This is a genomic window from Paenibacillus sp. p3-SID867 (genome assembly GCF_025142895.1).
Taxonomy (GTDB): Bacteria; Bacillota; Bacilli; order Paenibacillales; family Paenibacillaceae; genus Paenibacillus_AQ.
The window spans coordinates 127,115-151,938 of sequence record NZ_JAMBDM010000013.1; the positions used below are offsets into that span (position 1 = coordinate 127,115).

The 24,824-nt window shown below is 49.8% G+C and carries 20 protein-coding genes and 1 pseudogene; 19 read left to right on the top strand and 2 right to left on the bottom strand.

The features are described 5' to 3' along the window. The first annotated feature begins 173 nt into the window (after window positions 1-173). From M4D81_RS24435 to ptsP, 13 genes are all read left to right on the top strand, one after another. Window positions 174-992, top strand: a complete 819-nt coding sequence (locus M4D81_RS24435; RefSeq protein WP_260068344.1) for an MBL fold metallo-hydrolase — start codon at window positions 174-176, stop codon at window positions 990-992. Continuing rightward, a complete protein-coding gene (locus tag M4D81_RS24440; protein WP_260068345.1) occupies window positions 989-2,236 on the top strand; it encodes an MFS transporter in 1,248 nt (415 codons plus the stop codon). The genes M4D81_RS24435 and M4D81_RS24440 overlap by 4 nt, the downstream gene beginning before the upstream one ends. Beyond that, complete coding sequence (locus M4D81_RS24445) at window positions 2,211-3,173, top strand: metallophosphoesterase family protein (protein WP_260068346.1); 963 nt, start codon at window positions 2,211-2,213, stop codon at window positions 3,171-3,173. Before M4D81_RS24440 ends, M4D81_RS24445 begins: the two co-directional genes overlap by 26 nt. A 359-nt stretch (window positions 3,174-3,532) precedes the next feature. Further along, entirely contained in the window at window positions 3,533-7,474 is a 3,942-nt protein-coding gene (locus M4D81_RS24450; protein ID WP_260068347.1) for a polysaccharide lyase family 8 super-sandwich domain-containing protein, read from the top strand. A 253-nt stretch (window positions 7,475-7,727) separates the two neighbouring features. Next, entirely contained in the window at window positions 7,728-9,839 is a 2,112-nt protein-coding gene (locus M4D81_RS24455) for a BglG family transcription antiterminator (RefSeq protein WP_260068389.1), read from the top strand. Between the two features lie 35 nt (window positions 9,840-9,874). Further along, on the top strand, window positions 9,875-10,318 hold the full coding sequence (locus tag M4D81_RS24460; RefSeq protein ID WP_260068348.1) for a PTS sugar transporter subunit IIA: 444 nt from the start codon (window positions 9,875-9,877) through the stop codon (window positions 10,316-10,318). After that, window positions 10,315-10,578, top strand: coding sequence for a PTS sugar transporter subunit IIB (locus M4D81_RS24465; protein ID WP_260068349.1), 264 nt, complete (start codon window positions 10,315-10,317; stop codon window positions 10,576-10,578). Before M4D81_RS24460 ends, M4D81_RS24465 begins: the two co-directional genes overlap by 4 nt. 23 nt (window positions 10,579-10,601) lie before the next feature. Then, complete coding sequence (locus M4D81_RS24470) at window positions 10,602-11,897, top strand: PTS ascorbate transporter subunit IIC (protein WP_071220774.1); 1,296 nt, start codon at window positions 10,602-10,604, stop codon at window positions 11,895-11,897. Between the two features lie 97 nt (window positions 11,898-11,994). Then, a complete protein-coding gene (locus M4D81_RS24475; protein ID WP_260068350.1) occupies window positions 11,995-12,987 on the top strand; it encodes a phosphotriesterase family protein in 993 nt (330 codons plus the stop codon). A gap of 14 nt (window positions 12,988-13,001) precedes the next feature. Further along, window positions 13,002-13,760: a creatininase family protein gene (locus tag M4D81_RS24480; protein WP_260068351.1), complete on the top strand. Its 759-nt coding sequence runs from the start codon at window positions 13,002-13,004 to the stop codon at window positions 13,758-13,760. A 36-nt stretch (window positions 13,761-13,796) separates the two neighbouring features. Then, on the top strand, window positions 13,797-14,531 hold the full coding sequence (locus tag M4D81_RS24485) for an SIS domain-containing protein (RefSeq protein WP_071220777.1): 735 nt from the start codon (window positions 13,797-13,799) through the stop codon (window positions 14,529-14,531). A 262-nt stretch (window positions 14,532-14,793) separates the two neighbouring features. Then, the gene (locus M4D81_RS24490; protein WP_260068352.1) at window positions 14,794-15,063 is read left to right on the top strand and encodes an HPr family phosphocarrier protein; all 270 of its coding nucleotides are present in this window, start codon (window positions 14,794-14,796) and stop codon (window positions 15,061-15,063) included. Further along, window positions 15,063-16,826: a phosphoenolpyruvate--protein phosphotransferase gene (gene ptsP / locus M4D81_RS24495; RefSeq protein WP_260068353.1), complete on the top strand. Its 1,764-nt coding sequence runs from the start codon at window positions 15,063-15,065 to the stop codon at window positions 16,824-16,826. The genes M4D81_RS24490 and ptsP overlap by 1 nt, the downstream gene beginning before the upstream one ends. Before the next feature lie 166 nt (window positions 16,827-16,992). Here ptsP and M4D81_RS24500 read toward each other — a convergent pair whose 3' ends face one another. Then, window positions 16,993-17,385, bottom strand: coding sequence for a hypothetical protein (locus M4D81_RS24500; RefSeq protein ID WP_260068354.1), 393 nt, complete (start codon window positions 17,383-17,385; stop codon window positions 16,993-16,995). A 266-nt stretch (window positions 17,386-17,651) separates the two neighbouring features. Here M4D81_RS24500 and M4D81_RS24505 point away from each other — a divergent pair, with 266 nt between their 5' ends. From M4D81_RS24505 to M4D81_RS24530, 6 genes and pseudogenes are all read left to right on the top strand, one after another. Further along, on the top strand, window positions 17,652-18,329 hold the full coding sequence (locus M4D81_RS24505; RefSeq protein WP_216532379.1) for a response regulator transcription factor: 678 nt from the start codon (window positions 17,652-17,654) through the stop codon (window positions 18,327-18,329). Beyond that, window positions 18,326-19,687 (top strand): HAMP domain-containing sensor histidine kinase, encoded by a 1,362-nt coding sequence (locus M4D81_RS24510; RefSeq protein WP_260068355.1) that lies wholly within the window; start codon window positions 18,326-18,328, stop codon window positions 19,685-19,687. The genes M4D81_RS24505 and M4D81_RS24510 overlap by 4 nt, the downstream gene beginning before the upstream one ends. 345 nt (window positions 19,688-20,032) lie before the next feature. Further along, a pseudogene (locus M4D81_RS24515) lies at window positions 20,033-20,293 on the top strand (hypothetical protein); the annotation flags it as partial. Between the two features lie 306 nt (window positions 20,294-20,599). After that, a complete protein-coding gene (locus M4D81_RS24520; protein ID WP_260068356.1) occupies window positions 20,600-21,076 on the top strand; it encodes a YqeG family HAD IIIA-type phosphatase in 477 nt (158 codons plus the stop codon). 387 nt (window positions 21,077-21,463) lie between these two features. After that, window positions 21,464-22,921: a S8 family serine peptidase gene (locus M4D81_RS24525; protein ID WP_260068357.1), complete on the top strand. Its 1,458-nt coding sequence runs from the start codon at window positions 21,464-21,466 to the stop codon at window positions 22,919-22,921. Between the two features lie 929 nt (window positions 22,922-23,850). Continuing rightward, a complete protein-coding gene (locus M4D81_RS24530; protein WP_071220786.1) occupies window positions 23,851-24,327 on the top strand; it encodes a GNAT family N-acetyltransferase in 477 nt (158 codons plus the stop codon). A 71-nt stretch (window positions 24,328-24,398) separates the two neighbouring features. On the opposite strand, the gene M4D81_RS24535 is transcribed toward M4D81_RS24530, so the two are convergent. Continuing rightward, entirely contained in the window at window positions 24,399-24,740 is a 342-nt protein-coding gene (locus M4D81_RS24535) for a winged helix-turn-helix transcriptional regulator (RefSeq protein ID WP_071220787.1), read from the bottom strand. Window positions 24,741-24,824 lie beyond the last annotated feature (84 nt).

Consider the following 24,824-nt stretch of genomic DNA (forward strand, 5'->3'; position numbering starts at 1 on the left):
CGACCAGGCAGTTTATCGATTAACTAGAGTATTTATACTCAACAGATTCCGGCAGAAAAAGAGTTGCACCTAATTAAATAATGTATGTGATTGATTGTGTATATGTGGTATTATTTGTATCAAATCAAGGAATCGAGAAATGAACCATTGCTTTTCAAAAGGAGGAGAAACCAGTGAAGATTCATTTTCTAGGTACAGCCGCAGCCGAAGGATTTCCAAACCCGTTCTGCCGCTGCGATGCCTGCAGCAAGGCGAGGTCGCTTGGAGGAAAAAATATTCGAACAAGAAGCTCTATTTTGATCGACAATTTGATCAAGGTTGATTATTCTGCAGATTCCCATATGCAGGCACTCCGTGATCGGATCGACTTGGGTGCGGTTGAGCACCTGTTGTTTACGCATACGCATTACGACCATTTTCAGCCATCGGATCTGTACAACCGAATTGAAGGATTTGCGCACGGTATCGATCATCCCTTACAAATCTATGGCAACGATGTTGCCATTAGCCAGACCGTTACTGCACTGGGTCCGGACGCAGGAGGCAGGTTTGCGTTCCATTTATTGCGCCCGTTCGAGACGATTTCATTGGGCGATACACGAGTCACCCCTTTGCTTGCGAATCATGACCCCATGGAAACTTGTTTGCTGTTTTACATAGAAAAAGGGGGCAAAACGCTATTTTACGGCAATGACACCGGATGGCTGCATGACGATACTTGGGAATGGCTTCAAGGCAAAAGGATCGATATGGCGATCCTTGATTGCACGCATAGCTATACGAACAATAAGCGAAATCCAAACCATATGGGGATTGAGAGTGTGCTGGAGGTTCAGCGAGTATGGCGGGAAGAAGGTACGCTTGGGCGTGAGGGTCTTATATACGTGACTCATTTTACACACAATTCCGATTTTCTGCATGATGATTTTGAACGGGCTTTCGAGCCCGCGGGCATTAAGGTGGCTTACGATGGCCTGATCGTCGATCTATGACAAGTGACAGCAACAACGCAATAGAACAGCGCCAGATTAGGATTGTCGGTATCGTAACGGCGCTAACCCTCTTCGGCGACTCGATGCTGTACATTGTCCTCCCCGTGTATTGGAAGGAAGCGGGACTGGACGCCCTTTGGCAGGTAGGCGTGCTGTTGTCCGTAAACCGACTAGTAAGGCTGCCCCTTAATCCTGTCATTGGCTGGCTGTATCATCGCATGTCGCTTCGAACCGGTCTGTTCATCTCTGTTTTGTTAGCGGCGCTTACCACAGTAGGATACGGCGTCTTCAAAGGGTTCGTGCTTTGGATAGCTTTGCGGGCGGTGTGGGGAATTGCATGGTCCTTGATGCGAATGGGCGGATATTTGACCGTCATTCGATACTCCGACGATACCAATCGAGGGCGATTTATGGGAACGTATAACGGATTGTGGCGCCTGGGCAGCCTGGTTGGCGTGCTGTTCGGAGGGTTTCTCGTACCCATGTTCGGACTGCAGTCCGTCTCGATCATCTTTGGTTTGATGGCATTGGTCGGACTTCCGTTGATCGCGGCATCCATAAGTCCGGGGAAAGCATCCGGCACACATCAACTGGAATTACCTCCAGGTAAGACAAAAACGGTATGGTCGCTGCAGGTAAAGAAAATCGTGATAAGCGGATTAATTATATCCTTGCTGCACGCCGTGTTCGGCGCGACGCTTACGTATCTCATTGATACGAGTTATCCAAAGGGAATCCCGTGGTTCGGTCTGATCATCGGCAGCACGGTGTTAGGCGGCGTATTGACAGCGCTTCGCTGTGCTTGGGAGCCGTTCTTGGCCCGATGGTTCGGACAGCGTACGGATGGACCGAGAGGAAGGCTGCCTTTATTTATGATCTCGCTTGCGGGTGCGGCAGCGGGTTATGCGTTACTTCCGTGGCAGCTGCCGCTCGGTATATGGATTGTTATCGTTATTTTTGTCATGATCACAAGCACTGCGCTTGGCACCATTATGGACGCCATGGCTTCTGACGCTGCGAAGAGCACTTCCGTTATTACAGTCATGACTGCTTATTCCGTATCTACCGATTTAGGGGCGGCGATCGGCCCGACGTTAATTTATTGGGTGGTCGGCTCGCAGTATGGCGTGACATCGATGTATTTGGCGTGCGCTGCTGTATTCGTTTTGATCGGGTTATGGTATTGGAAGGAATATGTGACAAAGGGGCGGGTATATCTTGGAGAAAAAGCTGAAGTTTCGTGAGGATGGAACGTTTGTCATTGTACAGTTTTCTGATGTAGAGTTTATTGACGCTGAGGACCTTGATCCGGAGACGCCGCTTCTCGACTCGATGACGAAGGCGACGATGGAGAGAGTCATTGCGATTGAGCAGCCGGATCTTGTTGTGTTTGCAGGCGACTTGACGGCAAGCGCTAGAAGCAAAGATCCGCTGCAATCGTTCCGCAGCGCGGTCGCTGTCGCTGAGGAAAACCGCGTAGCATGGGCAGCTGTGTTTGGCAATCATGACTCGGAAGGGAGCGTACCGCGTATAAGGATGCATGAGGAGCAGCTCCTGCATGAATATTGCGCAGCCAAACCGGAACCACCGGACGTAAGCGGAGCCGGAAATTATGTGCTGACGGTTGACGATTCCAAGGGAAGGCCGGCAGCTTCGTTGTTCTTCCTCGACAGCGGTGATTACTCACCGATGGATGCGGTGGGCGGATACGATTGGATACGCCGTGATCAAATCGAATGGTATGCATCTGAATCTCGGCAATTAGCCGAGCGAAATGGTGGAGAGCCTTTGCCTGCACTGGCTTTTTTCCATATTCCGCTCCCGGAATACAAAGAGGTGTGGAAGACGAAGGTGTGCGAGGGCCACTGCAGCGAATGGATCAGCTCGCCTGAACTGAACTCCGGCTTGTTCGCCGCCATGGTGGAAATGGGCGATGTTATGGGCACGTTCGTCGGACATGATCACTCGAATGATTACTGCGGGACACTGCATGGCATTCGACTTTGTTATGGGAGGTCTACTCGTTACGTTAGTTATGTAGACGGTGTGCGCAAAGACAAATTTCCGACGGGCGCAAGAGTCATTCGATTAAGAGTGGATGAGCGACAGTTTGAGACATGGATCCGCCAAAGCGACGGGCTTGTCGCGGAAATGCCGCTGCATGAGCCGGATGCTCTGTAAGTTGCCCTATCCCACGCAATTTCTCTTCAACTGAAAATAGAATTCCTAAAGAGTTCTGAATAGCTGCGAATCTTCTTCCGTTCAAACTGAGCCATATTCAATCTACCTCGTTCTTTGAGAATGTTGTTGTGATGCACCATGCAACCTGGGGATTTGAATGTGGCTTTTTCTCGATCTCGTATTTTGCGAGATGATTTTTTTAACAAAACAGGGATTGTCGTTGTTATTAAAGACTGAAGTGGGGCATTCAGATGGTGTAAAAGCCGTGAGGGAGGTGATGAAACAGACGGAATTCATACAAAAGGATGCTGGTGCTAACCATTGGCAGTCTAATTTGAATGACGGAAGGTGGTATTGTGATGAATGTACGTTGGCGGAAATGCATTGTGGTTTCTCTTCTCACCAGTTTCATGCTGTATCCCATTTTGTTGTTTACCGGACCGGTTCAAGCATCAACCGCTGCAGACGAGTTCGATTTGCTGAGGGGGAGGTGGCATGTATATTTGACCGGGGGGACGGCAATCGATACGTCGGACCCGGAAATTGCAGCGAAAATCAGCCAAATCGAAACCAACGCGAACAAGCACTGGTCAGCGATGAACACAAACGCCGGACGAACTTATCTGTGGAGCGATCTGGCGAATTGGAGTGTCTCCAGCACGATTTCATCCAACTATGTAAGGCTGAAGGAAATGGCACTGGCCTATTCCACAACGGGGTCTTCCCTCAAAGGGGATGAGCAGCTGGCTGCAGACATCCTAAATGGCCTGGACTGGATGTATGCGAACAAATATAACGAAACGAAGAGCGAGACAGGAAATTGGTGGGATTGGGAAATCGGCGTGCCGATGAATCTGACGGATGCGATGGTCTTGATTTATGATCAAATGTCTGCAGCGCAAAAAGCAAACTACACGAAGGCTTTGGACAAATTCGTTCCGGATCCAACCTATCGCACAAATTCTCCTTCACTCCGGGAGACCGGTGCGAATCGGCTTGATAAAGCGTTAATCGTCTCTTTGCGCGGCGTGCTGAATAAATCGGATGCCAAGATTGCGCAAGGCCGTGACGCGATCAGCCAGGTGTTGTTGTATGTACAGAGCAGGGACGGCTTTTACGAGGACGGTTCGTTTATCCAGCATGACTATGTCGCGTATACAGGAAGCTACGGTGCCGTTCTGCTCGAAGATATGGCGAAGCTGCTGTATCTTCTAGGCGGTTCAAGTTGGGATGTGACGGACCCGAATATCGCGAATATCATTCGTTGGGTAACGGAGGCATACCGCCCTTTTCTGTATAAAGGCGCCATGATGGATACGGTGCGAGGGCGTGCGATATCGCGCGAAAGTTCACAGGATCACCAGGCGGGACGGAAAATCCTGGCTTCACTCGTCATGCTGGCCGACGGCCTGAACGCTCGGGATGCCGCAACGGTTCGCCAAATTGCCAAAGGCCAAATGATGTCGGATACAACGTTCCCGAGTTATACGGAGGGGCTGTCCATTTTCAGCATCGGCAAAATCAAAGCACTGCTTGGCGATCCATCCGTTGAACCCGCAGGCGATATGATCGATACCCATGTATTCGCAGGGATGGATCGCGCCGTACACTTAAGGCCAGATTTCGGCCTGGCGCTTGGTATGTTCTCGACGCGGATTTCGGCTTTTGAATACGGCAACGGCGAAAATACCAAGCCATGGTGGCAAGGCGCAGGCGCCGCCTACTTGTACAATGAGGACCAGACGCAGTTTTCGGGGGCCTATTGGCCAACGATCGATCCGGTGAGATTACCGGGAACGACTACGGACGGCTCTACGGGGAGCGTGGGCTCGTTCAGCTTCAAATTCAATACATCGAATTGGGTAGGCGGATCATCGATTGATGGCCCTTACGGTACGGTCGGCATGCAATTTTCGATGTCGAAAAACACGGGTACTCCGTTATCCGGCAAAAAGTCATGGTTTCTATTCGGCGACAAATATATAGCGCTCGGATCCGACATTTCGAGCACCGGAGGTCGATCAGTAGAGACGATCGTTGAAAATCGCAAGCTGAATGAGAACGGTTCGAATACGTTGACGGTTGATGGAACGGTCAAGCCTGTGGAGACGGGGTGGACGGAGGCGATGACAGGCGTACAGTGGGCGCATCTGTCTGGAAGCATACCCGGAGCGGATATCGCGTACGTTTTCCCTGGAGGGGCGACGGTCCAAGGTCTTCGAGAAACGAGATCCGGCTCCTGGAAGGATATCAACACCGATGGAAGCGATAAGCTTCTATCCGCGCAATACGTCAGCCTTGCGCTGAATCACGGTATCGATCCGATGCAAGCTTCCTATGCCTATGCCGTTTATCCGGGTGCGACAACGATTGAGGCGGCCGGTTATGCGGCGAACCCGGGCTTTACGGTTTTGGAAAACACGGGAAACGTACAGGCGGTTATGGATACCAACGATCCAATGGCGGTCGGCGCCAACTTTTGGAAGGATGCGGTTGAAACCGTTCAAGTGAACGGAGTTGATTACTTAACTAGCAATAAGAAATCTTCCGTCACCATCGTTGAGAGCGAAGATGAGCTGCAAATCGGGATTTCAGATCCGACGCAAGCAAACGGAGGGACCATTGAAGTCGAAATTCACCGTGCGACAACCGGCGCGTTGCTGCTCGACCCGGGGGTTACAGTGAAGCAGTTTGCACCGACGACGGTATTGGAAGTCAATACGGCGGGAGCGATCGGGAAAACGTTCCTGGCTAAGCTGAGCACAGGGTCAACGACGCCGCCAGTGGCGCCACAATTGATCGAAGTCTTGCCAGGACCTGGTTCCGCTGCGCTGAAGTGGTCCGCAAGCGCAGGAGCAACAGGATACCGAATTTATTACGGGACAGCGCCCGGCAACTATACGAATACTGTGGATATCTCCGCAGTCAGCGGAAATAACCAGTATACCGTCACAGGGCTAGCCGATGGGGCAACGTATTATTTTACGATAAAAGCCCTTAATGGCGCCGGTAACGAAAGCGCCGCATCCAATGAATTATTCGTAACGCTTGGATACGCAATCTTGCCTTCCGACGATGTCTACGTGCGCAGCGGGTCTTATGCAAACACGAACTTCGGATCTTCCGATCAATTGGTTATCAAAAACGATCCCAACGCAGGTTATCACCGGTACTCCTATTTGAAATTTGATTTAACTCATCTGCCGGATCAAGTCAAAAGCGCGCAAATCCGCCTGGTTCCGACAAGTGCCGGACTCGCAAACACGAAAGGCGTCGCTTTTGAAGTTAGCAATCATGCATGGACCGAAAACAGCATGACATGGAACAACAAGCCTGCCGCCGGCAGCCTAATCGGAAGCTGGACGGTCCCGGCAGCCGGGACGCCGGCAACCTTGGATGTAACGGCACAAGTGAATGCGGCCATGGCTGGTGATCGTACAATCGCCGTTCAGCTCGCTCAGACGACCAACTATGGCTCGACCGGCTGGGTGATTTACGGCTCTAAGGAGCATACGAATACAGCTTACCGGCCCGTGCTTCTGTTCGAGCCGCAGGATACGGCTCCGCCAAACACGATCGCGACATTATCCCCGGAGAAGCCGGACGGCGATAACGGTTGGTATGTCCAGCCTGTAACGCTATCGTTGGCCGCGGAGGATTCATTATCGAAAGTAACCGAATCGGTATACAGCTTAGACGGTGGAAGCTCATGGCAGCCGTACACTGGACCTGTTACATTCAGTGAAGACGACAAATATACAATAAGCTATCGATCAAAGGATGATGCGGGTAACGTAGAGCCCGCGAAGATGATTGAATTTAATCTGGATACAGAGGCCCCTCTTATTACGTTTGGCGATCCGGCAGCAGAAAGCTACGGTATTGATCAGGACTTATTGCCGCAATTTGATATAAGCGATGATTTGTCCGGCGTCGATTCTAAGAAGACAACTTTGTTGCTTGATGGTCGGCCTCTGGAACAAGGCGCAACGATTCCACTGTTTACATTGCCAGTGGGCAGTCATTCATTAGAACTTACAGTTTACGATTCAGCAGGAAATATGGGGAGAGGCAGTGTGGATTTCCAAACGACGGCGACTACCGACTCGCTCAAAGCGCTGGTCGCAAGGTTTGAGAAGGACGGCTGGATTGACAACAACGGCATCGCGAACAGCTTGAGACAAAAGCTCGACCAGGGTGAACTGAACAGTTTTATTCACGAAATTCAAGCACAGAGCGGCAAACATGTCCATAGCGATGCTGCACGTTACTTACTTCAGAATGCAGAGGCATTGATTTAACATAGCAATCGGGAAGCAAACAAAATCTTGCATGGGCCCTTTTCGCCTGTGCTTTTTTTTGTGCATATAATTGAAAAGTTCGCGGAGTTATTTAATGAAATGTATTTTGACGGTCTACTTAACTTTAAACACTTGAGTTCATTTTTGCACAAAAGGGTCTCCATGAATTGAACTGTCTTTCATGAATTGCCTGTGGGTATAATCGAATTGCAAAAGGTACCACACTAAACGGCAAAGGAGTTGATGCCGTATCCTGGACGAAAGAAGTACCCGGATTTTGACGCTGCTTCATGAAGCAGCCGATTATGTGTCGCTGGAAGAACTGATGCAGAAGGTCGGTATCTCCAGACGAACCGTTTATTATGATATGGAAAAAATAAACGACTACTTGAAAGCGGTTCATCTTCCGCCGGTCAAATACGTCAGGACAGTCGGCTATTATTTGCCGGATGAAAGCCGGTCCGGTCTTCCGCAGTCGACCGGGAAGCCTCAAACACAGCAGTATTATTTGTCCCCACGGGAAAGAATGCCCTGGATGTCGCTTTATCTGTTATCGGCGGAGGCTCCGCTCTTTGTTCATCATTTTACGGACCTTTTGCAGGTTAGCCGAGGGACCGTACTCAAGGATTTGAATATGGTTCGGTCGGACATGAAGATCTCGAAACTTAAAGTAACCTACGACCGCAAGCGGGGCTATGGCGTACATGGGGAGGAACGTGACAAGCGGAAGGCCCTAAGCCAATACTTCGGACAGATTTTCGGTCATGCCGGCTGGGAACAGATATTTAACCGGAATCCGGAATCGGAAAGTCCGGATCTCGCCCAAGTCCTATTTCCCCCTATGAAGTCAGGTCACCTGAAGCGGGTGTATCGCCTGATTTCGGATAGCGAAATAACGCTGGGCGTAGATTTGACGGATGAGATGTTATTTCATTTGACGGCACGGTTCCTGTTGTATGTAAGGCGGATTCAGACCGGACAGTTTATCTCGATAGATGAAGATGAACGAAACGTGCTGCGGAGGAAACCAGAGTACGAAGTTGCCGCAGGGCTTGCCGAAGGTCTTGGCAAAATGTTTGGCGTCTCCATCCCGGACGAAGAGATTTGCTACTTTACGATGCATTTACTGGGAGCCAGGGTTAACCGGATGGAACAGATGACCGGATCCGAAGAGGTGCTTAAGCAGCTTCGGCAAGTGACCAGACAGATGACGGATGATTTTCAGCGTTACGCCTGCGTCTTCCTGCCGAACAGAAAAACGATGGAAGAGAATCTGCTTGTTCATTTGAAGCCGGCTTATTATCGGATCGTATACGGACTCGGTCTTGAAAATCCGCTGCTCGAAAATATCCTATCTAAGTACAGGGAAGTATTCGAGCTGACCCGCCGATCCGCGGCTCCGTTCGAACAACTGGTTGGACGTCAACTTGACGACAACGAAATCGGATATCTCGCGATGCATTTCGGCGGCTGGCTGCGCAGAGAGAACACGAAGCCGGCCGTACGGCGACAGGCAGCCATCGTCTGCGTCAACGGTATTTCCGCTTCGCGAATGCTGAAATCGCAGCTGGAGAACCTTTTCTCGGCAGTGGATATTACGGCGGTACTCTCGCTGCGGAATTACGAGTCCTTTGATGAAGACCATGTTGATTTTATTTTCTCAACGGTCCCATTGCCGGATAGCAAAGTGCCCGTTCTCATAGTGAATCCGATTCTCAGCGATAAGGATAAGGAGCACCTGCTGAACCAGGTCAACATGGTTGCCGGCCGTAATTCTAAGACCCCGGCGTACTCGGTTCAAGCGCTGCTGGACATCGTCCATAAATACGCCGCGGTTAGGGATGAAGCAGGTCTTACGGAGGAGCTGAACCATTACTTGTCCGTTGGGAAAACATGGCTGAGTGAAGCACGCAAGCCATCTCTATCGGATCTGCTCACCGGACAGATGATCCAAATGAAAAGAAAAGCAGCCGACTGGCGGAGCGCCATACGCGATGCCTCCGAGCCCCTGCTGAAGGATGGACGCATCGATGAAGCCTATATCGATGCGATGATCTCCAAAGTGGAGGCGCTCGGCCCTTATATCGTCGTTGCTCCGGGTATCGCGATTGCGCATGGCAAGCCGCAGGATGGTGTCCGGCGGCTGGGCATCAGTCTGCTGCGGCTGGAGGAACCTGTCGCCTTCTCAGAAGAAGCAAGGCATCAAGTTCAGATCATTCTGGTACTGGCGGCGATTGACGGCGAATCCCACCTCAAAGCGCTGTCGGAGCTGACCATCCTGCTCAGAGAGAAGGAGAGCCTGATCCGTCTGAAAGAGGCCAAGACGAAAGAAGAGATACTGCAGCAATTACACACCGGTCTTTAGCATCGATTAGAATACCGGATTTGGGAGGGATGAGAATGAAATTTTTGGAACCGTCGCTAATAGCCTTGGATGTTGTGGCCGAGACGGCCGAAGAAGCGATCCGCTTAGCGGGAGAACTGCTGGCGAAAGCGGGTGCGGCGGAAGAACGTTATGCCGACGCCATGGTGAAATCTTATCGTGAAAGAGGTCCGTACTTTGTTCTTGCACCCCATATCGCACTTCCGCATGCCCGTGCGGAGGATGGGGTGAAGGAAGCGTCCGTCTCGCTGATTAAATTGAAGAAACCGGTCGTATTCGGCCATGCCGCCAACGACCCGGTACAGCTTGTATTTGCGCTTGGCGGCTCCTCAAGTTCGGAGCATATCGCCATGCTGCGCAAGCTGACCACCTTGCTGAGCAGCCCGGGCAGTATTGAACAATTCATGCATGCAACGGATGTTGAGACAATCCAACAACTTATTAGGGGGAACGAACAATGAAAATTTTATGCGTATGCGGTCTTGGACAAGGAACGAGTTTGATTCTAAGAATGAATGTGGAGAACGTCCTGAGCGGTATGGGAGTAAGTGCCGACGTGGAGCACACGGACGTATCAACGGCATCCGGAACTGCAGCCGACTATATCATTACAAGCAACGAGCTGGCCCAAAGCCTTCAAGGGCATGCGGCCCAAATTGTGATCGTCAACAACTATTTCGACAATAACGAAATCAAACAGAAGCTGGAAGAAGTGCTGTAAACCATTAGAAAGGAAGAGGGCATATGGACGTACTTTTTTGGATTGCCACCAACATTTTTGGAACGCCCGCCATTCTGCTCGGATTCATCGTTCTGGTCGGCCTTCTGCTTCAGAAGAAATCAACGAGCCAGCTTGTAAGCGGCACCTTTAAAGCGATTATCGGCTTCCTCATCATCGGTGCAGGCTCTGATGTCATCGTGAAAGCCTTGAATGTATTTGAGCCGATGTGGAAGGAAGTCTTCGGATTGGAGAGCGGAACCCTCGGTACCTTCATGGGGCAGGAGGCATTCAATTCCAAATTCGGCAGCGCCGTTACGCTCGCCATGCTCATCGGCTTTTTAATCAACGTTCTGCTGGCACGCTTCACCCGGTTTAAATTTATTTACCTGACCGGGCACATGATGTTCTGGACGTCGACCGTTTTTGCGGGCGTGATCGTTCATGCGGCCAGCGGCATCTCGATCTGGAAGCTGGTACTGATGGTCGCTGTCGTCCTTGGTGTGTATTGGACATTCCAGCCGGCGCTGGTTCAGCCGTTCCTTCGTAAAATTACGGGCAACGATAACATTGCGCTTGGTCACACCTCGGCCTCGGTTGCCTTGCTAGCTGCCTTGTTCGGTAAATTGTTCGGCAACAAAAACAACGATTCCGAGAAAATCAAAGTACCCAAAGGTTTCGAGTTTCTTCGTGATTCCAACGTCATCACTGCGCTCAGCATGGGAGTTTTGTTCCTGATCGGGGCCATTATTCTATCGACGAAGGGCACGCCGGCGGCTGCGGAGCTGATGAAACAATCAGGTGACCAGAACTTTATTATCTACTCCATTATCCAATCGTTCACATTCGCAGGCGGAATCGCCATCGTTCTGATGGGAGTCCGGATGTTTGTCGGCGAGCTGGTTCCGGCCTTCAACGGGATCGCTACTAAACTGGTACCAGGAGCCAAACCGGCACTGGATGCGCCAGTTGTATACCCTTACGCGCCGAATGCGGTGGTTCTTGGCTTCCTGGGAGCTTTCGCAGGAGCGATTATCTGGCTGCTTGTACTTGGCAACACCGTATCATACATTTTCGTGCCAACGATGATCGTCTTATTCTTTCACGGTGCTACGGCAGGGGTGTTCGGGAATTCGACAGGCGGTGTCCGCGGGGCCGTTATCGGCGGCTTTATCACTTCAACCGTGGTTGCTTGGGGACAGTTTCTGATGGTTCGCTTCTTCATCGCCTCGACGGTGCCGGATACGGCCATGTGGGCAGCTGATTCCGATATGTTCATCATTGGGCCGATTCTGCACTTCCTGGCGAAGCTGTTCTTTTAGAGGTTAGTCAAAAAGCAGCTGACTTTTTGAATTTTGAACACGCACTTTTAGAGATCCGGTCAGGTTCTAATTTTATAGAGAGTGGAGGAGAAACGATATGGGCTTTATTCGTACTTTACATGGAGATATCAGCAAGGAGGAGCTGGGCTTTACGTATTCCCACGAACATATCGTATGCCGTCCGGCCTACTGGCAGGAACGGGGCGAGGACGATTTGCTCCTGGATGATAAAGAGAAGTCCAAGCTCGACGTTCTTGACTTCAAACAACACGGTGGACGCTCCATCGTGGACGCTACAGCCATCGATTATGGACGGGATGTTCAGGCGGTACAGGAAATCGCAGTTGAAACCGGCATTCATATTGTAGGAACGGCGGGCTTCAACAAAAGCTTTCTGTGGGACGCCAAAATCAAAGAGGAGCTTAAACCGCTGATCGGCCACTATGAAACCTACGCCCAGTGGATTGAAGCAAAAAGCATCAACGAGCTGGCGGATTTCGTCATCCGGGAGGTGGAAGAAGGGCTGGAGGGAACGTCTTTCAAAGCAGGCCAGGTTAAATTCGGGACAGGCTATAACCGCATTACGCCTCTGGAGGAAAAGACGCTGCGTGCTGTAGCGCGCGCTCATCATGAGACAAAGGCGCCCATTCATTCCCATACCGAGGTTGGCACCATGGCGCTGGAGCAAATCGAGCTCCTGAAGAGCGAAGGTGTGGAGCTGTCTTTTTTGAGCCTGGGGCATATGGACCGCAATCCCGACCCGTACTATCACGAGCAGATCGCCGCAACGGGGGCTTTCATGAGCTTTGACGGTATCGGCAAAATCAAGTATGCACCGGAGAGCACCCGAATCTCGCTTATTCTGGAGCTTGTCCGCAAAGGCTTCGAAGATCAAATCCTCATCAGCGGAGATACCGCCCGGAAAACCTACTACAAGCATTACGATCAGGGTCTCGGTCTGGAGTTCATTATTTCCAAATGGGTACCGCGTTTTGTGGACGAGGCGAACCGAAACGGCTTTGACGGACCAAAGCTGGTGAAGAAATTTTTCGTAAGCAACCCGGCCAACTGCTTTTCATTTAAAAAGTAAGGGGGGGTGCCACTATGAAATTCGAACTCGAAAATTCGATTGAGGTGAAGGATAAAATACGCCAATTCCGTGCTGCCATCCTTCCTATTGGTGCCGTTGAAGCGCATGGTCCCCATCTGCCGCTGGGCACGGATAACCTGCTCGCGACCAGACTCGCGGACAGATTAGCCGAGCGGACGGAAAGCTTCGTTCTGCCGACCCTCCCTTATGGCCAGGTGTGGAGCTTGCGCAATTTCCCGGGGAGCATCAATGTCTCAAACGAAGCGCTTATCCGGCTGTTAGCAGATATCGGCGAAAGCTTATACCAGCAGGGATTCCGCATTTTCGTCATGGTCAACGGCCATCTCGGCAATGCGGTTGCGCTGAAGGAAGCTGCGAGAGTGTTATACGAACGGGTTCCCGAACTGAAGGTGTTCTACTTCTTTTACCCTGGCACGAAGAAAGTAACGGCTTTGGTGCGAGAAGCTTCGGCTGCGCACGCGAGCTATATGCATGCCGATGAAATCGAGACATCCTATATGCTCTATCTCGCGGGCGAATATGTGGACATGAGCAAGGCGATCGATGGTGCCCCGCAGATCCCGATCGAAGCGGATTGCACGCCAACGCCGTGGGAGGAAATGACTTCCACTGCCGTGCTTGGGGATGCAACGCTGGCAACGAGGGAGAAGGGGGAGAAAATCATCGAGCGCAGCTTGGAAGTGATGGCCGGGATGGTTCTCCGGGCTAAAAGTGCTTTGTCAACCGATGATCAACCGGAAGAGAACAGATAGCATTGTAAATACAGGAACAATGAGGTGAGAGAGACGATGATGAACACCTATTTTGATGTGATTGGCGGGTTGTTGAACAAAGTTCGAACCGAGCAGGCCAAGCCGATCCGTGAAGCGGCCGAGAAGGTAGCGACCTGTATTCAGCAGGGCGGGATTATTCACTTGTTCGGCTGCGGACATTCACATATATTGACCGAAGAAGTCTTTTACCGAGCAGGCGGACTTGTACCGATTCGTCCGATTCTGGTTGAGAAGCTGATGCTTCATGAAGGCGCGGTCCGGTCGTCCGAGCTGGAAAGACAAAACGACCTTGCGGTTGAGTTTATGGAGAAGCAGGATATTCGCGAAGGCGAGATTGTATTCGTATTGTCCACTTCGGGGCGAAATCCCGTTCCTGTAGATGTCGCTTTGATGGCGAAGGAGAAGGGGGCCTTTACTGTAGGCATTACCTCTCTGGAATATTCCAAAAGCATGCCCTCCCGACACAGCAGCGGCAAGCATCTGGCGGATGCTGTTGATCTGGTGATCGACAATTTCTCGGTCAAGGGCGATGCCGTATTGAGCCATCCGGGCCTCCAGGTACCCTTTACGCCGAGCTCAACGGTGATCGGGGCCCTCATTTTGAACTCCCTGTTCGCCGAATCTATTGAGATTATGATTGAAAAAGGCTTCACCCCCCCTGTATTTCTAAGCGGAAATATCGATGGTTCCGATGAACACAACAGAGCGCTGGTTGAGGCTTATAAAGGACGGATCGCTTTACTGGCATGATAAGAATGAGCTTAGCGAGGATAGCTTAGCTTCCGAAATGAACGTAAGTCCGAAAACGAAAATCATCCTAACTAAACGGGAAGCAGTCATTATTAGCATATATACGAATTGCCCATGAGCAGGATCTTGAACAATAAATAAAGCAGGCCGCCTGGCAAAGATCAAGCACGCGAACGTCAGGGATACGGAAGAGTGAAGCCGTAACTGCGATTTCTGCAAGAAAATTGTCTCGGCAGGCCGTTACAGGATGAGGAGGAAAGACATGTTCACACAAACCGTAACCATACAGAATGAGCAGGGCTTTCATGTCCGTCCGGCTCAGCTTTTCTCGGAAAAAGCAGGACAGTTTGGAGGAGAGGTTCATCTGAGAACTAGCGAAGGACGCTCCGCGGATTGCAAAAGCATGCTGGAGCTGATGACGCTCGGCATTGAGCAAGGGGCTGTCGTGACCATCGAAGCTAATGGAGATGGAGAACAAGAGGTAGTCGAAGCTCTGGTTCAGCTAGTCGAAAGCAAGTTTGGTGAAGCCTGATGAAGAAGCTGCAAATTCAAGGAATCGGCGTATCGGAGGGAATCCGGATCGCAAAGTCATACATCTACAAGCCTTCGCAGGGGGCAAGCAGCGACAGCAGCCCCGATGAGAAGGATATTCCCGATACACCGGCCGCTATCGATGCCGAGCTTATCAAGCTCCGTGATGCCAAAGCCAGCTGTGCGGAGCAGTTGGATGCGCTGACGGAAAAAGCGAAGGAAGCCGTGGGCGAAGAGCAAGCCGGTATTCTTGCGGGGCAGCGGAAGCTTCTGGAGGATCCTGCCTTCTATCCGAAGATGGAGAGTCGGGTTCGGGAGAAGCTGGAGCCAGCGCCAAAGGCCGTTGCCGAAATTGTGAGTCAGGTCGCTTCCATGTTGGAAAGCATGAACAATGATTATATGAAGGAACGCACCGCAGACATACGTGATATTGGCAATCGTCTTCTCGCTTGTCTGTCGCCAGGGCATTCGCGCGGCTTTACGGGTATCACCGAACAGGTTATCCTGGTTGCCGACGATTTGGCGCCATCGGATACGGTGCAGCTGGACCCTGATTTGGTGATCGGTTTTATTACTCGCACTGGAGGAGCGACCTCACATACTGCTATTCTCGCACGGTCGCTCGGGATTGCGGCTATTGTCGGCGCTGGGGACGGCGTCGAGGGCATTGAGGACGGCGACACGCTCGTCCTCGACGGATCCGCCGGGCTGTGCGTTGCCCGGCCGGACGAGGCAGAAGCGGAGCAGTATCGGCTCCGCATGCTGCAGCACCTCGAGCGCAGGCAGTCGCTCGAGGCGTACGCGGCGCGCCCGGCAGTGACCGCCGACGGCGCGCGTGTGGAGCTCGCGGCGAACATCGGCAGCGCCGCGGAAGCCGAGACCGCCGTCCTGCAGGGCGCGGACGGCGTAGGGCTGTTCCGCACGGAGTTCCTGTTCATGAACGCCCAGGCCATGCCGGGCGAGGAGGAGCAGTTCCGTGCGTATCAGGAAGCGGCCCGGATGATGGAGGGCCGCCCCGTGATCATCCGCACGATGGACATCGGCGGAGATAAGGAGCTTCCGTATCTGCAGCTGCCCAAGGAAGCGAACCCGTTCCTGGGCTACCGTGCAATACGGGTAGGGCTTGTCCGCCAGGAGCTGCTTCGCACGCAGCTGAGGGCGGTGCTGCGGGCCAGCGCCTTCGGTACGGTAAAGGTGATGTTCCCGATGATCTCCGGCCTGCAGGAATGGAGGCAGGCAAGAGCCATCCTGACGGAAGTGCAGGCGGAATTGAGGCAGGACGGCATCCGGTTCGACGAGAAGATGGAAGTTGGCATCATGGTTGAGATTCCCTCAACGGCCGTGTTGGCGGAACGCTTCGCGAGCGAAGTCGATTTCTTCAGCATTGGTACGAACGACCTTGTGCAGTACACGGTCGCGGCGGACCGCATGAATGAACATGTCGCGCACCTGTACGATTATTATCATCCAGCCGTGCTTCATTTAATCCGCACGGTCATTGAGGCATCCCACACGGCCGGTAAATGGACCGGCATGTGCGGCAGTATGGCGGGTGATCCGCTCTCGGCACCGCTCTTACTCGGACTCGGGCTCGACGAATGGAGCATGGAGGCTGGCGGTCTCAGCCGGATGAAGGAAAGGCTCGCTATCCTGGATCGTCAGGAATGCCGTGAGCTGGCGAAGCGCATACTTCGTCTCGATACGCCTCAAGCCGTACGTCAAGCGCTGGAGGAATTTCATCACGTGAAACAAGCAGTGGTATAGATTACGTATTCACAAGACTTGGCCAACATAGCAGGTGAGGAGTTGGGGGTTCTCAGAAGTGGTACCCGTATGAGTGATCCCTAGTTGGGGTCAAATAGCTGCTGCATATAAAGAAATGGCGGTGCAGGGGGTTCCCCCATGCCGCCATTTCTTTGTTATCGACAATCTACCCTTTACGACGCAGTACATTGGCAATTACGCCAACGATTAAGCCCCAAACCGCATTTACCGCAAAGATACTTACCATTGCCAGCGGATTCGTTAATGGACCTTGCAATGTTCCATCGATAAGGGGAGAGGCAATCCCGCTGATAATGATAGCAAATAAGGCATAACTCAAACCCGCAAAAACAAGAATGACAATGGGATAAGCCGTTCTTTTGAATAGAACGAGCATGAGCCAGGCCAAAGAGATGAGAACCGTCATCAGAATGCTGCCGAATGCTTGGCCGATCAGGTCCATGATCCCGGTCATCTTCATGATGGGTCTGACAAGCGCTAAAGCGCCCAGACCGAGAATGAAAAGCAGGTTTTCTTTTACGATATCGATTGTTTTCATATCCAATCCGTTCCTTTCCCATGTATGTGTTAATCTGTCGCCTGATGAAGTCGATAAGACCCCGTCCGATTCATCCTCCAACTTGTATGAATATTGCCAGTGCCTGCATTGATTTTCCCGGCTGTTGATAACATTAACAAATCCATGTTGTGAACTTATGACGATGCTTGGTGATTTACGTGAATTTTTCCGATGGATTTCCCGATCTCCTGACAGCCATAATATGCTAGACTACCTATATATTACTTTTAGGAGTCCATCATACGATGAAGACATTTACTATTTTGTACATTGAAGACGATCAGGAAATCGGTTCCTGGTCCAAGGAGTTTTTAATCAGTCAGGGCTATGAGGTGATATGGAAGAGTTCAGGCTATGATGTGGAAGCAGCAATGGAACATTGCGATCTAGTCATTTTGGACATTATGCTTCCGGGTCTGGACGGATTCACGGTCGGTCAGCGGCTAAAACGAATCAATCCCGCTGTACCCATCCTGATGCTTACGGCCAGAACCGCAATCGAAGATAAGCTTACCGGCTTGTCTTTTGCCGATGATTATATGACAAAGCCGTTTCATCCGGATGAGTTGGCCGCCCGGATTCAAGTCCTGCTCAGGCGCTCCGTCACTGCGGAACCGGAGCAGCTTCTGATCCGGCATTTAATCATCGACCGAACAGGAAGCCGTATATGGAATTCCGAAACCGGGGAAGAGATTGTCCTTACAGGTAAGCAGTTTCATATATTCATGTATTTCCTGGACCATCTGAATCACATATTGACCCAGAAGCAGATTTATGAAGCCGTTTGGGGCGAGCCGCATCTGAACGGAGACAAGACGTTGAATGTGCATATCCGGCATCTGCGAGAGAAGATCGAGCTGGATTCCGGCTCCCCCCAAATTATCGAGACCATCCGCGGCGTAGGATACCGGGTGCGATCATGAGGATCCGCGGCTCGTTAATGAGCAAATACCTGATCCTTATTTTGACCGCCTTACTGCTATGGCCGATCATTCCAGCCTTATTTTATTTACCTGGTTATATGTTTAGCGATCATCCAGTATATCGTCCGGAAGAGATAACCCGCCTGTGGCAGCAGGAGGCAGACAACCTGGACGGTGCAGGAAGGGATAGGATTATTTCTAGACTGGGAGAGTTGAACGAGGACTATCCGGATGCTGAGATATTTTGGGTGGACCCGTCAGGGAGGACGAATGCAGTCAGAGACCTCTCGGAAGATATACCTGAGCAATGGACTTATGTGGATCTTCTCTCGATTCGAGCGCAAGACCGTTATCAAGAAAAGCTGGTCTTAACCTCCCTCATCGGAAACGATCCGAAGCAAGGCTTTATGGTGATGCGGCTCCCGGATTCCCATATCCTTGATGCAGAGATGTCGCTATCGGGAAACCTGCCGCTCATCTTTCTGTTTCTAATGATCTGTGTATGCTTCTTTATGCTGTCATGGCTGTTCTTCATTAAGCTTCGCAAAAGACTGATCAGGCTCCAATCCGCGATGACCGTAAATGGATTGAAAGAAATTCCGAACGAAGTCACGATTATGAAGAACGACGAGATCGGAGAACTCGAAGGCTCGTTTAATCGGATGGTGAAGGAGCTCAAAGAAAGTCAACAACGGGAGCGGGAGGAGGAGGAACTGCGCAAGCAATTCATTTCAACGATTTCCCACGATCTTCGAACCCCGTTGACTGTCATCCGGCAACATGTCCATACCGTTCGCAATAACCCTGCTTCTCCCCAGGGACAGGTTTCACTTTCTGTCATCGAGCATAAGCTGGACGACATCAGTAATCTGATGGATAATCTTCTGTCATACACGCTGTTATCGGCGGGGAAGTATCCGCTGCACAAGCAGCCGATTGATATCGTAGAAGAAGTCCGGAATCGAGTGGCTCAGTGGTATCCAGTATTCGAGGCTAAGGAATTCGATGTCTTTGTCGAGCTTCCTGATGAGACGGTATTTTGGGATGTGGATCCATTGTGGTTTAACCGCATTCTGGACAATGTGTTTCAGAACGTGGTACGCCATGCGGGAGCAGGTCGGTACATCGGCATACACATGATTGATCGTGAAAATCAATGGATGCTGGTCATCAACGACAAGGGTCCTGGCGTCTGCTACGAGTCCCCTGAAAAAGGCGCAGGGATCGGTTTGTCCATTGTATCGATGATGGCCAAGGAGATGGGGATGCAATGGGAAATGAAATCCGACGCAAACGGAAGTTCGTTTTATATCTGGATTGATAGCAGTTGCAGTGTTATAACTCCCGAGACAGATTAAGCTATGAGAAGGTAACAGTATCTAAAATGAATGTGAGTTCGTTATCTTATGTTTGTTATTGGAATATATGTATCATTTTCTTTTGAAGACAAGGGAAGAAGCTGCGTTCAAGTCGCTCAGAGTGACTTATACGCAGCTTCCTTTTTGAGCGTTGACTTACCTATCCAGGATAGAGAGTTTACAGCTTCACGTAAATGAAATTAACCCAAACTTAAACTTGAGGTCACTTTGCCTTTCGATAAGGGAGGTAGAATGGGGTGTAAAGCGAAGGCAGAGTTATTAAGGAGGTAAGTTTTCCAACATGAAGATTGAGCATAAAAAAGTTTCAGCAGAGCTCCAGGCAGCGCGATCGCGGGGGCGTGGGGATTGCTGGTGCTAACTTCCCGGCGTGGGCCGCAGCGTTTTCTGTACCCGATGGCATTGGCTTGGATTTCGTCGGGCATGCTGTTCTCTTATAATCTCTTTTCCGCTATTCGTACCGATTCGCAGTTCTCGCCAGAGTACCCGCTGCTGCGGATGCTGACCACAGAGGCCGGTGTCATCTTAGGTGTAATGATGATTATGATCATTCTGTTCGTTCTGCATGAACGTCGTCGGGTCTTGTAGGTTTATGCACCCAGACATATAGCTCGAACCTTAACATTTTCTGGACCGGACGATCCGTTGGAACATGTCCATGTTTATTGTAATATCGATTCGGAACATTACGTCGTTCAGGCTGCGGGCATCTTTACCTGTCGGAAGGAAAAAACAAACATGCTTATGAAGTCGCTGAAATCGCGGCTTTTTTGTTTAGGCGAAACTAAACATACAGACCATCCAAGAGAAATGATTGTTCAAAAGTATGATTTTAACAGAATGAAGGCAATCTATACACGATTGGCTCACTTATCAAAGTAGTGGAGGATATGTATGTCTATTTTTAAACCATCGAAAATTGCGCGCTCGATTTATGAGATTGACGGAGAAACACTCCAGCAGGCAGGTATTAAAGGGATCATCCTTGACTGGACCAATACCATAACGACGAAAAATGCTGAAACCATAACCGATTTGATGAAAGATTGGCTGAATAACATGCAGTCCCGATACGGAATTAAGGTGATCATCGTCTCTAACAGCAAACCACCGATGCATGGTCACGGACAGATCCATGAGATTCCAGCATTGTTCGAAGCCGGTAAACCGAAGAAAAAAGCGTTCTTAGCCGCATTGAATCTACTCGGAACGCGCAGTAACGAGACAGCCGTTATCGGAAACGGCATCATCACCGATTTATGGGGTGGAAACCGTCTGGGGATGTACACGATTTTCATATCTTCATCATGGGCGAAACCTCGGATTTTAGGTGTAGTCAAACGACTGTTCGTAAAAGTGCTCCGAGTATAAACATGCGTGCTACAGTTGGAACATAATTGATGTGATTTGCGGGTGAACGGATTGGATTTTTTGGCCGTGTTCACTATTTAAGATATTTTAATATTTCTCCTCTTTTTTCTTAAGGTATATTCCTAAACGGTAGACGGCCATTTTGTGGGTTTCGAATTACGTAGAGCTGCTAGGAAGTAAAAGTTATCCATTTACTTATGAAGAGGATCAGGCTAAAAGAATAGATAGCGCTTAATCGTATCAGCGACATACAACCATGGTATTATAGACTGCAACCCCGAAGATATATTAGGTTCGGGGTTGTTTTTTGTTACTTCATTCAACTAGCCAAATGAAGGATCAAGCAATAAGCTAAAGATGTATATTGCTTAGAAGGAGCATGAATCCATGAGAAAATTACCTGAACCTACGTGGGCACGACTAGGCTTTTCAGAAGCCCCGGATTATACGGAATCCGGGAAAAACATTGGTATCGTCATCATTGATACAATTACCCCTCATCCTGCAATTCAGCATTTAGGCGATCGATTACAATACGTCACCGTTCATGACGACTTCTCCATTACATGCCGAAATATTGCTTTAGAAGAGCCCGTTGAACATGATGACGCTAGTGGTGAGCATGGGTTAATGACACTACTGGCACTATCTCATAAACCTTTTGTTTTCCAAGGAAAAACGCATATAGGCATTGCACCGGCGGCTCATTATATCGTGCTTAACCACGGGGCGTTCAAGACTGGGGAAGGAGAACGATTACAAGCCGGGATCGAGTGGATATTGAATAAGCAGAAAGAATGGAATATTCAAATCATATTAAGTACGGGATGGCATGCACTAGATCATCAGGTATATCTAAAAAGCACAAGCAAAAACAGCACGGTTCAGGCACTAGCTTTAGCCGTAAGGAGTGGGGTTCTCGTGGTCTGTGCAAATGGGAATACGAGAACAGCGAATATGTTGCCGCCTCGCGAATATCTAGCCGTGGGGGGATACAATGACCGAGGCCGCGCAGAGCGCCACTCCCATGTACCATTTCCCGATGAACCGTATGGACGAAATGCCGAGGGGCACTTCAGGCCTGACGTTCTAGCACCACGAGTATACTTGACCGTTCCTTTTTGTGAATCCAATAAAAAAGCAGATGTCGTTTCCTATTATGAGGGAACATCAGGCGCAGCAACACTCGTATCCGGAGTCGCAGCATACCTAATGTCTACATTCCAAGGTTTAGATGCAGCAACTTTACGCACTGCATTGACTACATACGGTGATCGTATACATGGCTACGATAATCTAGCCCCCAGGGTTAACGTCGCCAAAACAAAAACCGCAATTGAATTGGGTCAGATAACGAATCAACCCCAAGGAGCTTTACGGTCCCTGCGGATCAGGGACACACATATCGCACTACATTCCCAAGATGATATCAAAAGGGCGATATCCCTATCCACTCTCGTGGAAAGGCAGCTTTACTCACGGAACCTTTTATGGCAATATTCATTCGATCGCTCGCCCATCGTAAGAAAAATCGCTGTTTGTGCTTTGGAAAAGCCCATAAACGAATATGAGCGAAAGGTTTTCTGGGAGCGATTAGCTCAGGAATCCGAAAGCGGCGTCCGTGGTTGGTATGCCTATGCATTATTGCAAGACGCAAGGAAAAATGAAGGTTCCAAGTGGATTCCATTGTCAACGGATATCAATTGGACGGTTCGATGGTGTGTAAGGGAATACCTTGCCATGTTTCCTGACTTCTTTCCGCAATTTGAACCGACGCATGATCCAGATTCTATAATTTCAAAAGCCTCTCCGCTAATACAATGGCTACGCGGACAGAATGGATAAGAGGACAGAATGGATAAGCGCGGAGCCCCATTTTCCCGAAAGTGCTGGAATCCGATTCATTAATGTGAACGCGTCGGACAATTGATGGACAGTGTGCAAGGATGTGTCGGTGTGCGCAGCTGTGTGCAGAGTGGGCCTGATGTGTCGGTGTTCAGCTGAATGCGGAGTGCATCTGATGTGTCGGTTCTGCACAGCTATATGCGGACAGGAGATCCGCTATTTCCCAACAACTGTACCAAAATCACTGATTCGTGGACACAGAATCCGTTATTCTCGGATTTTTCTTATTTTTTGCTGTGATTTTCAGGCAATAGCGGAACCTGTGTCCGCCTAACCTTATGTTTAGCGCCTTTTCTTACAAATAGCGGAACCACGGTCCATACGGAGTTGGTTTAATAGCTTCTTCCTCATACCCCCCCAAAAAAAAGATGATTGGTTTCCCTTATGGGTTTCCAACAATGTCTACTTTAAGGGCGTTCAATTAATTAAATGTATCTTAAGCCTCTGTTTCTATATGACCCCCGTCAGTAGAATCGTCTTCGCCGCGAATCCCTTGCCCTTTACCTTTCGAAGAACCCTCCAGCTCATTATCATCCCCAATCCCCAACAACAGGGTTTGCGGAAGTATTGACCAATGAGTCAGCAGAAATCGGTGTAACAGATGTATAAGCGACAACGATCAAAATGGGATACCGTTCATCTGGATGATCCATCAACAGGAATGCTAAACGCAGCTTATATGAGCAAAAAAAATAAAACCGGCACAATGATGTGCCGGTTAATTCATACTCACCTAAAAAAGGCATGGATACATAATAGTCTATAAAAAATTTCAATATAAGTCTATTACTTTTTTTGGATAAATTGTATGTTATATAAGCGACCGCGGCGCAACGATCAACCCAAGATAATGAAGGGAGAAACCTTGCATGATTACACTCAGGAAAATCACGTTAGAAAACCGACGTGCCATATTTAATCTGGAGGTCTCAGAAGATCAACGGCGCTTCGTAGCGTCCAATTTGTCGAGCGTGGCTTCGTGTTATGTCCTTGCAACCAATGGGGGGCAGCCATTTCCATTTGCCATTTACGCGGATGAGCAGCCGGTTGGTTTTGTTATGATTACTTACAGAATCACCGGATACGAACTTCCGACAATCGCAGACGACAGCTATTGCATCCTGCGGCTGATGATTGACAAGCAATACCAGAACAGAGGCTACGGTCGGGAAGCCATGAAAAAAATCTTGGAATTTGTCCGTACCTTTCCGGCAGGGCCTGCACAATACTGCTGGATATCTTATAAGGCTGATAACGCAGCCGCCAAAAAGCTTTATGAAAGCTACGGCTTCCGTGACAACGGCGAAATCGAAAACGACGAGCTAATAACCGTTTTACGACTCTAATTCACTGCTTCAATGGATCAACCTTTGAAAGCCGCATGTTATGCGGCTTTTTTGCAATTAGAAAATAGGGCTCAATGGTGTTGGTTCTTTACTCCCCACTCACATAACTGTTCCAAAATGGGTAATAGAGTTTCCGCTTTATCTGTAAGACTGTACTCGACTTTTGGCGGAACTTGAGGATATTCTTTGCGTGTCACCAGACCGTCCGCTTCCAGTTCCTTGAGCTGTGAGCTCAATGTTTTGTAAGTGATTGCTCCTATTTGTCTTTTCAGATCATTAAAGCGAACGGTTTGGTTTTCAGCCAAGAGGTACATAATCACCATTTTCCATTTGCCGCCAATAATCGAAATGGTATAACCAAAAGGTGTGTCTTGGACATTCTTAACTTTACCTTTAAATTCCTCCATACTCATACTGAACACTATCCTTTCGGGTAGTACCTATCATAAATGTGCGTACTACTTTTATATTTGTGCTCAGTCTATACTAACCTTACT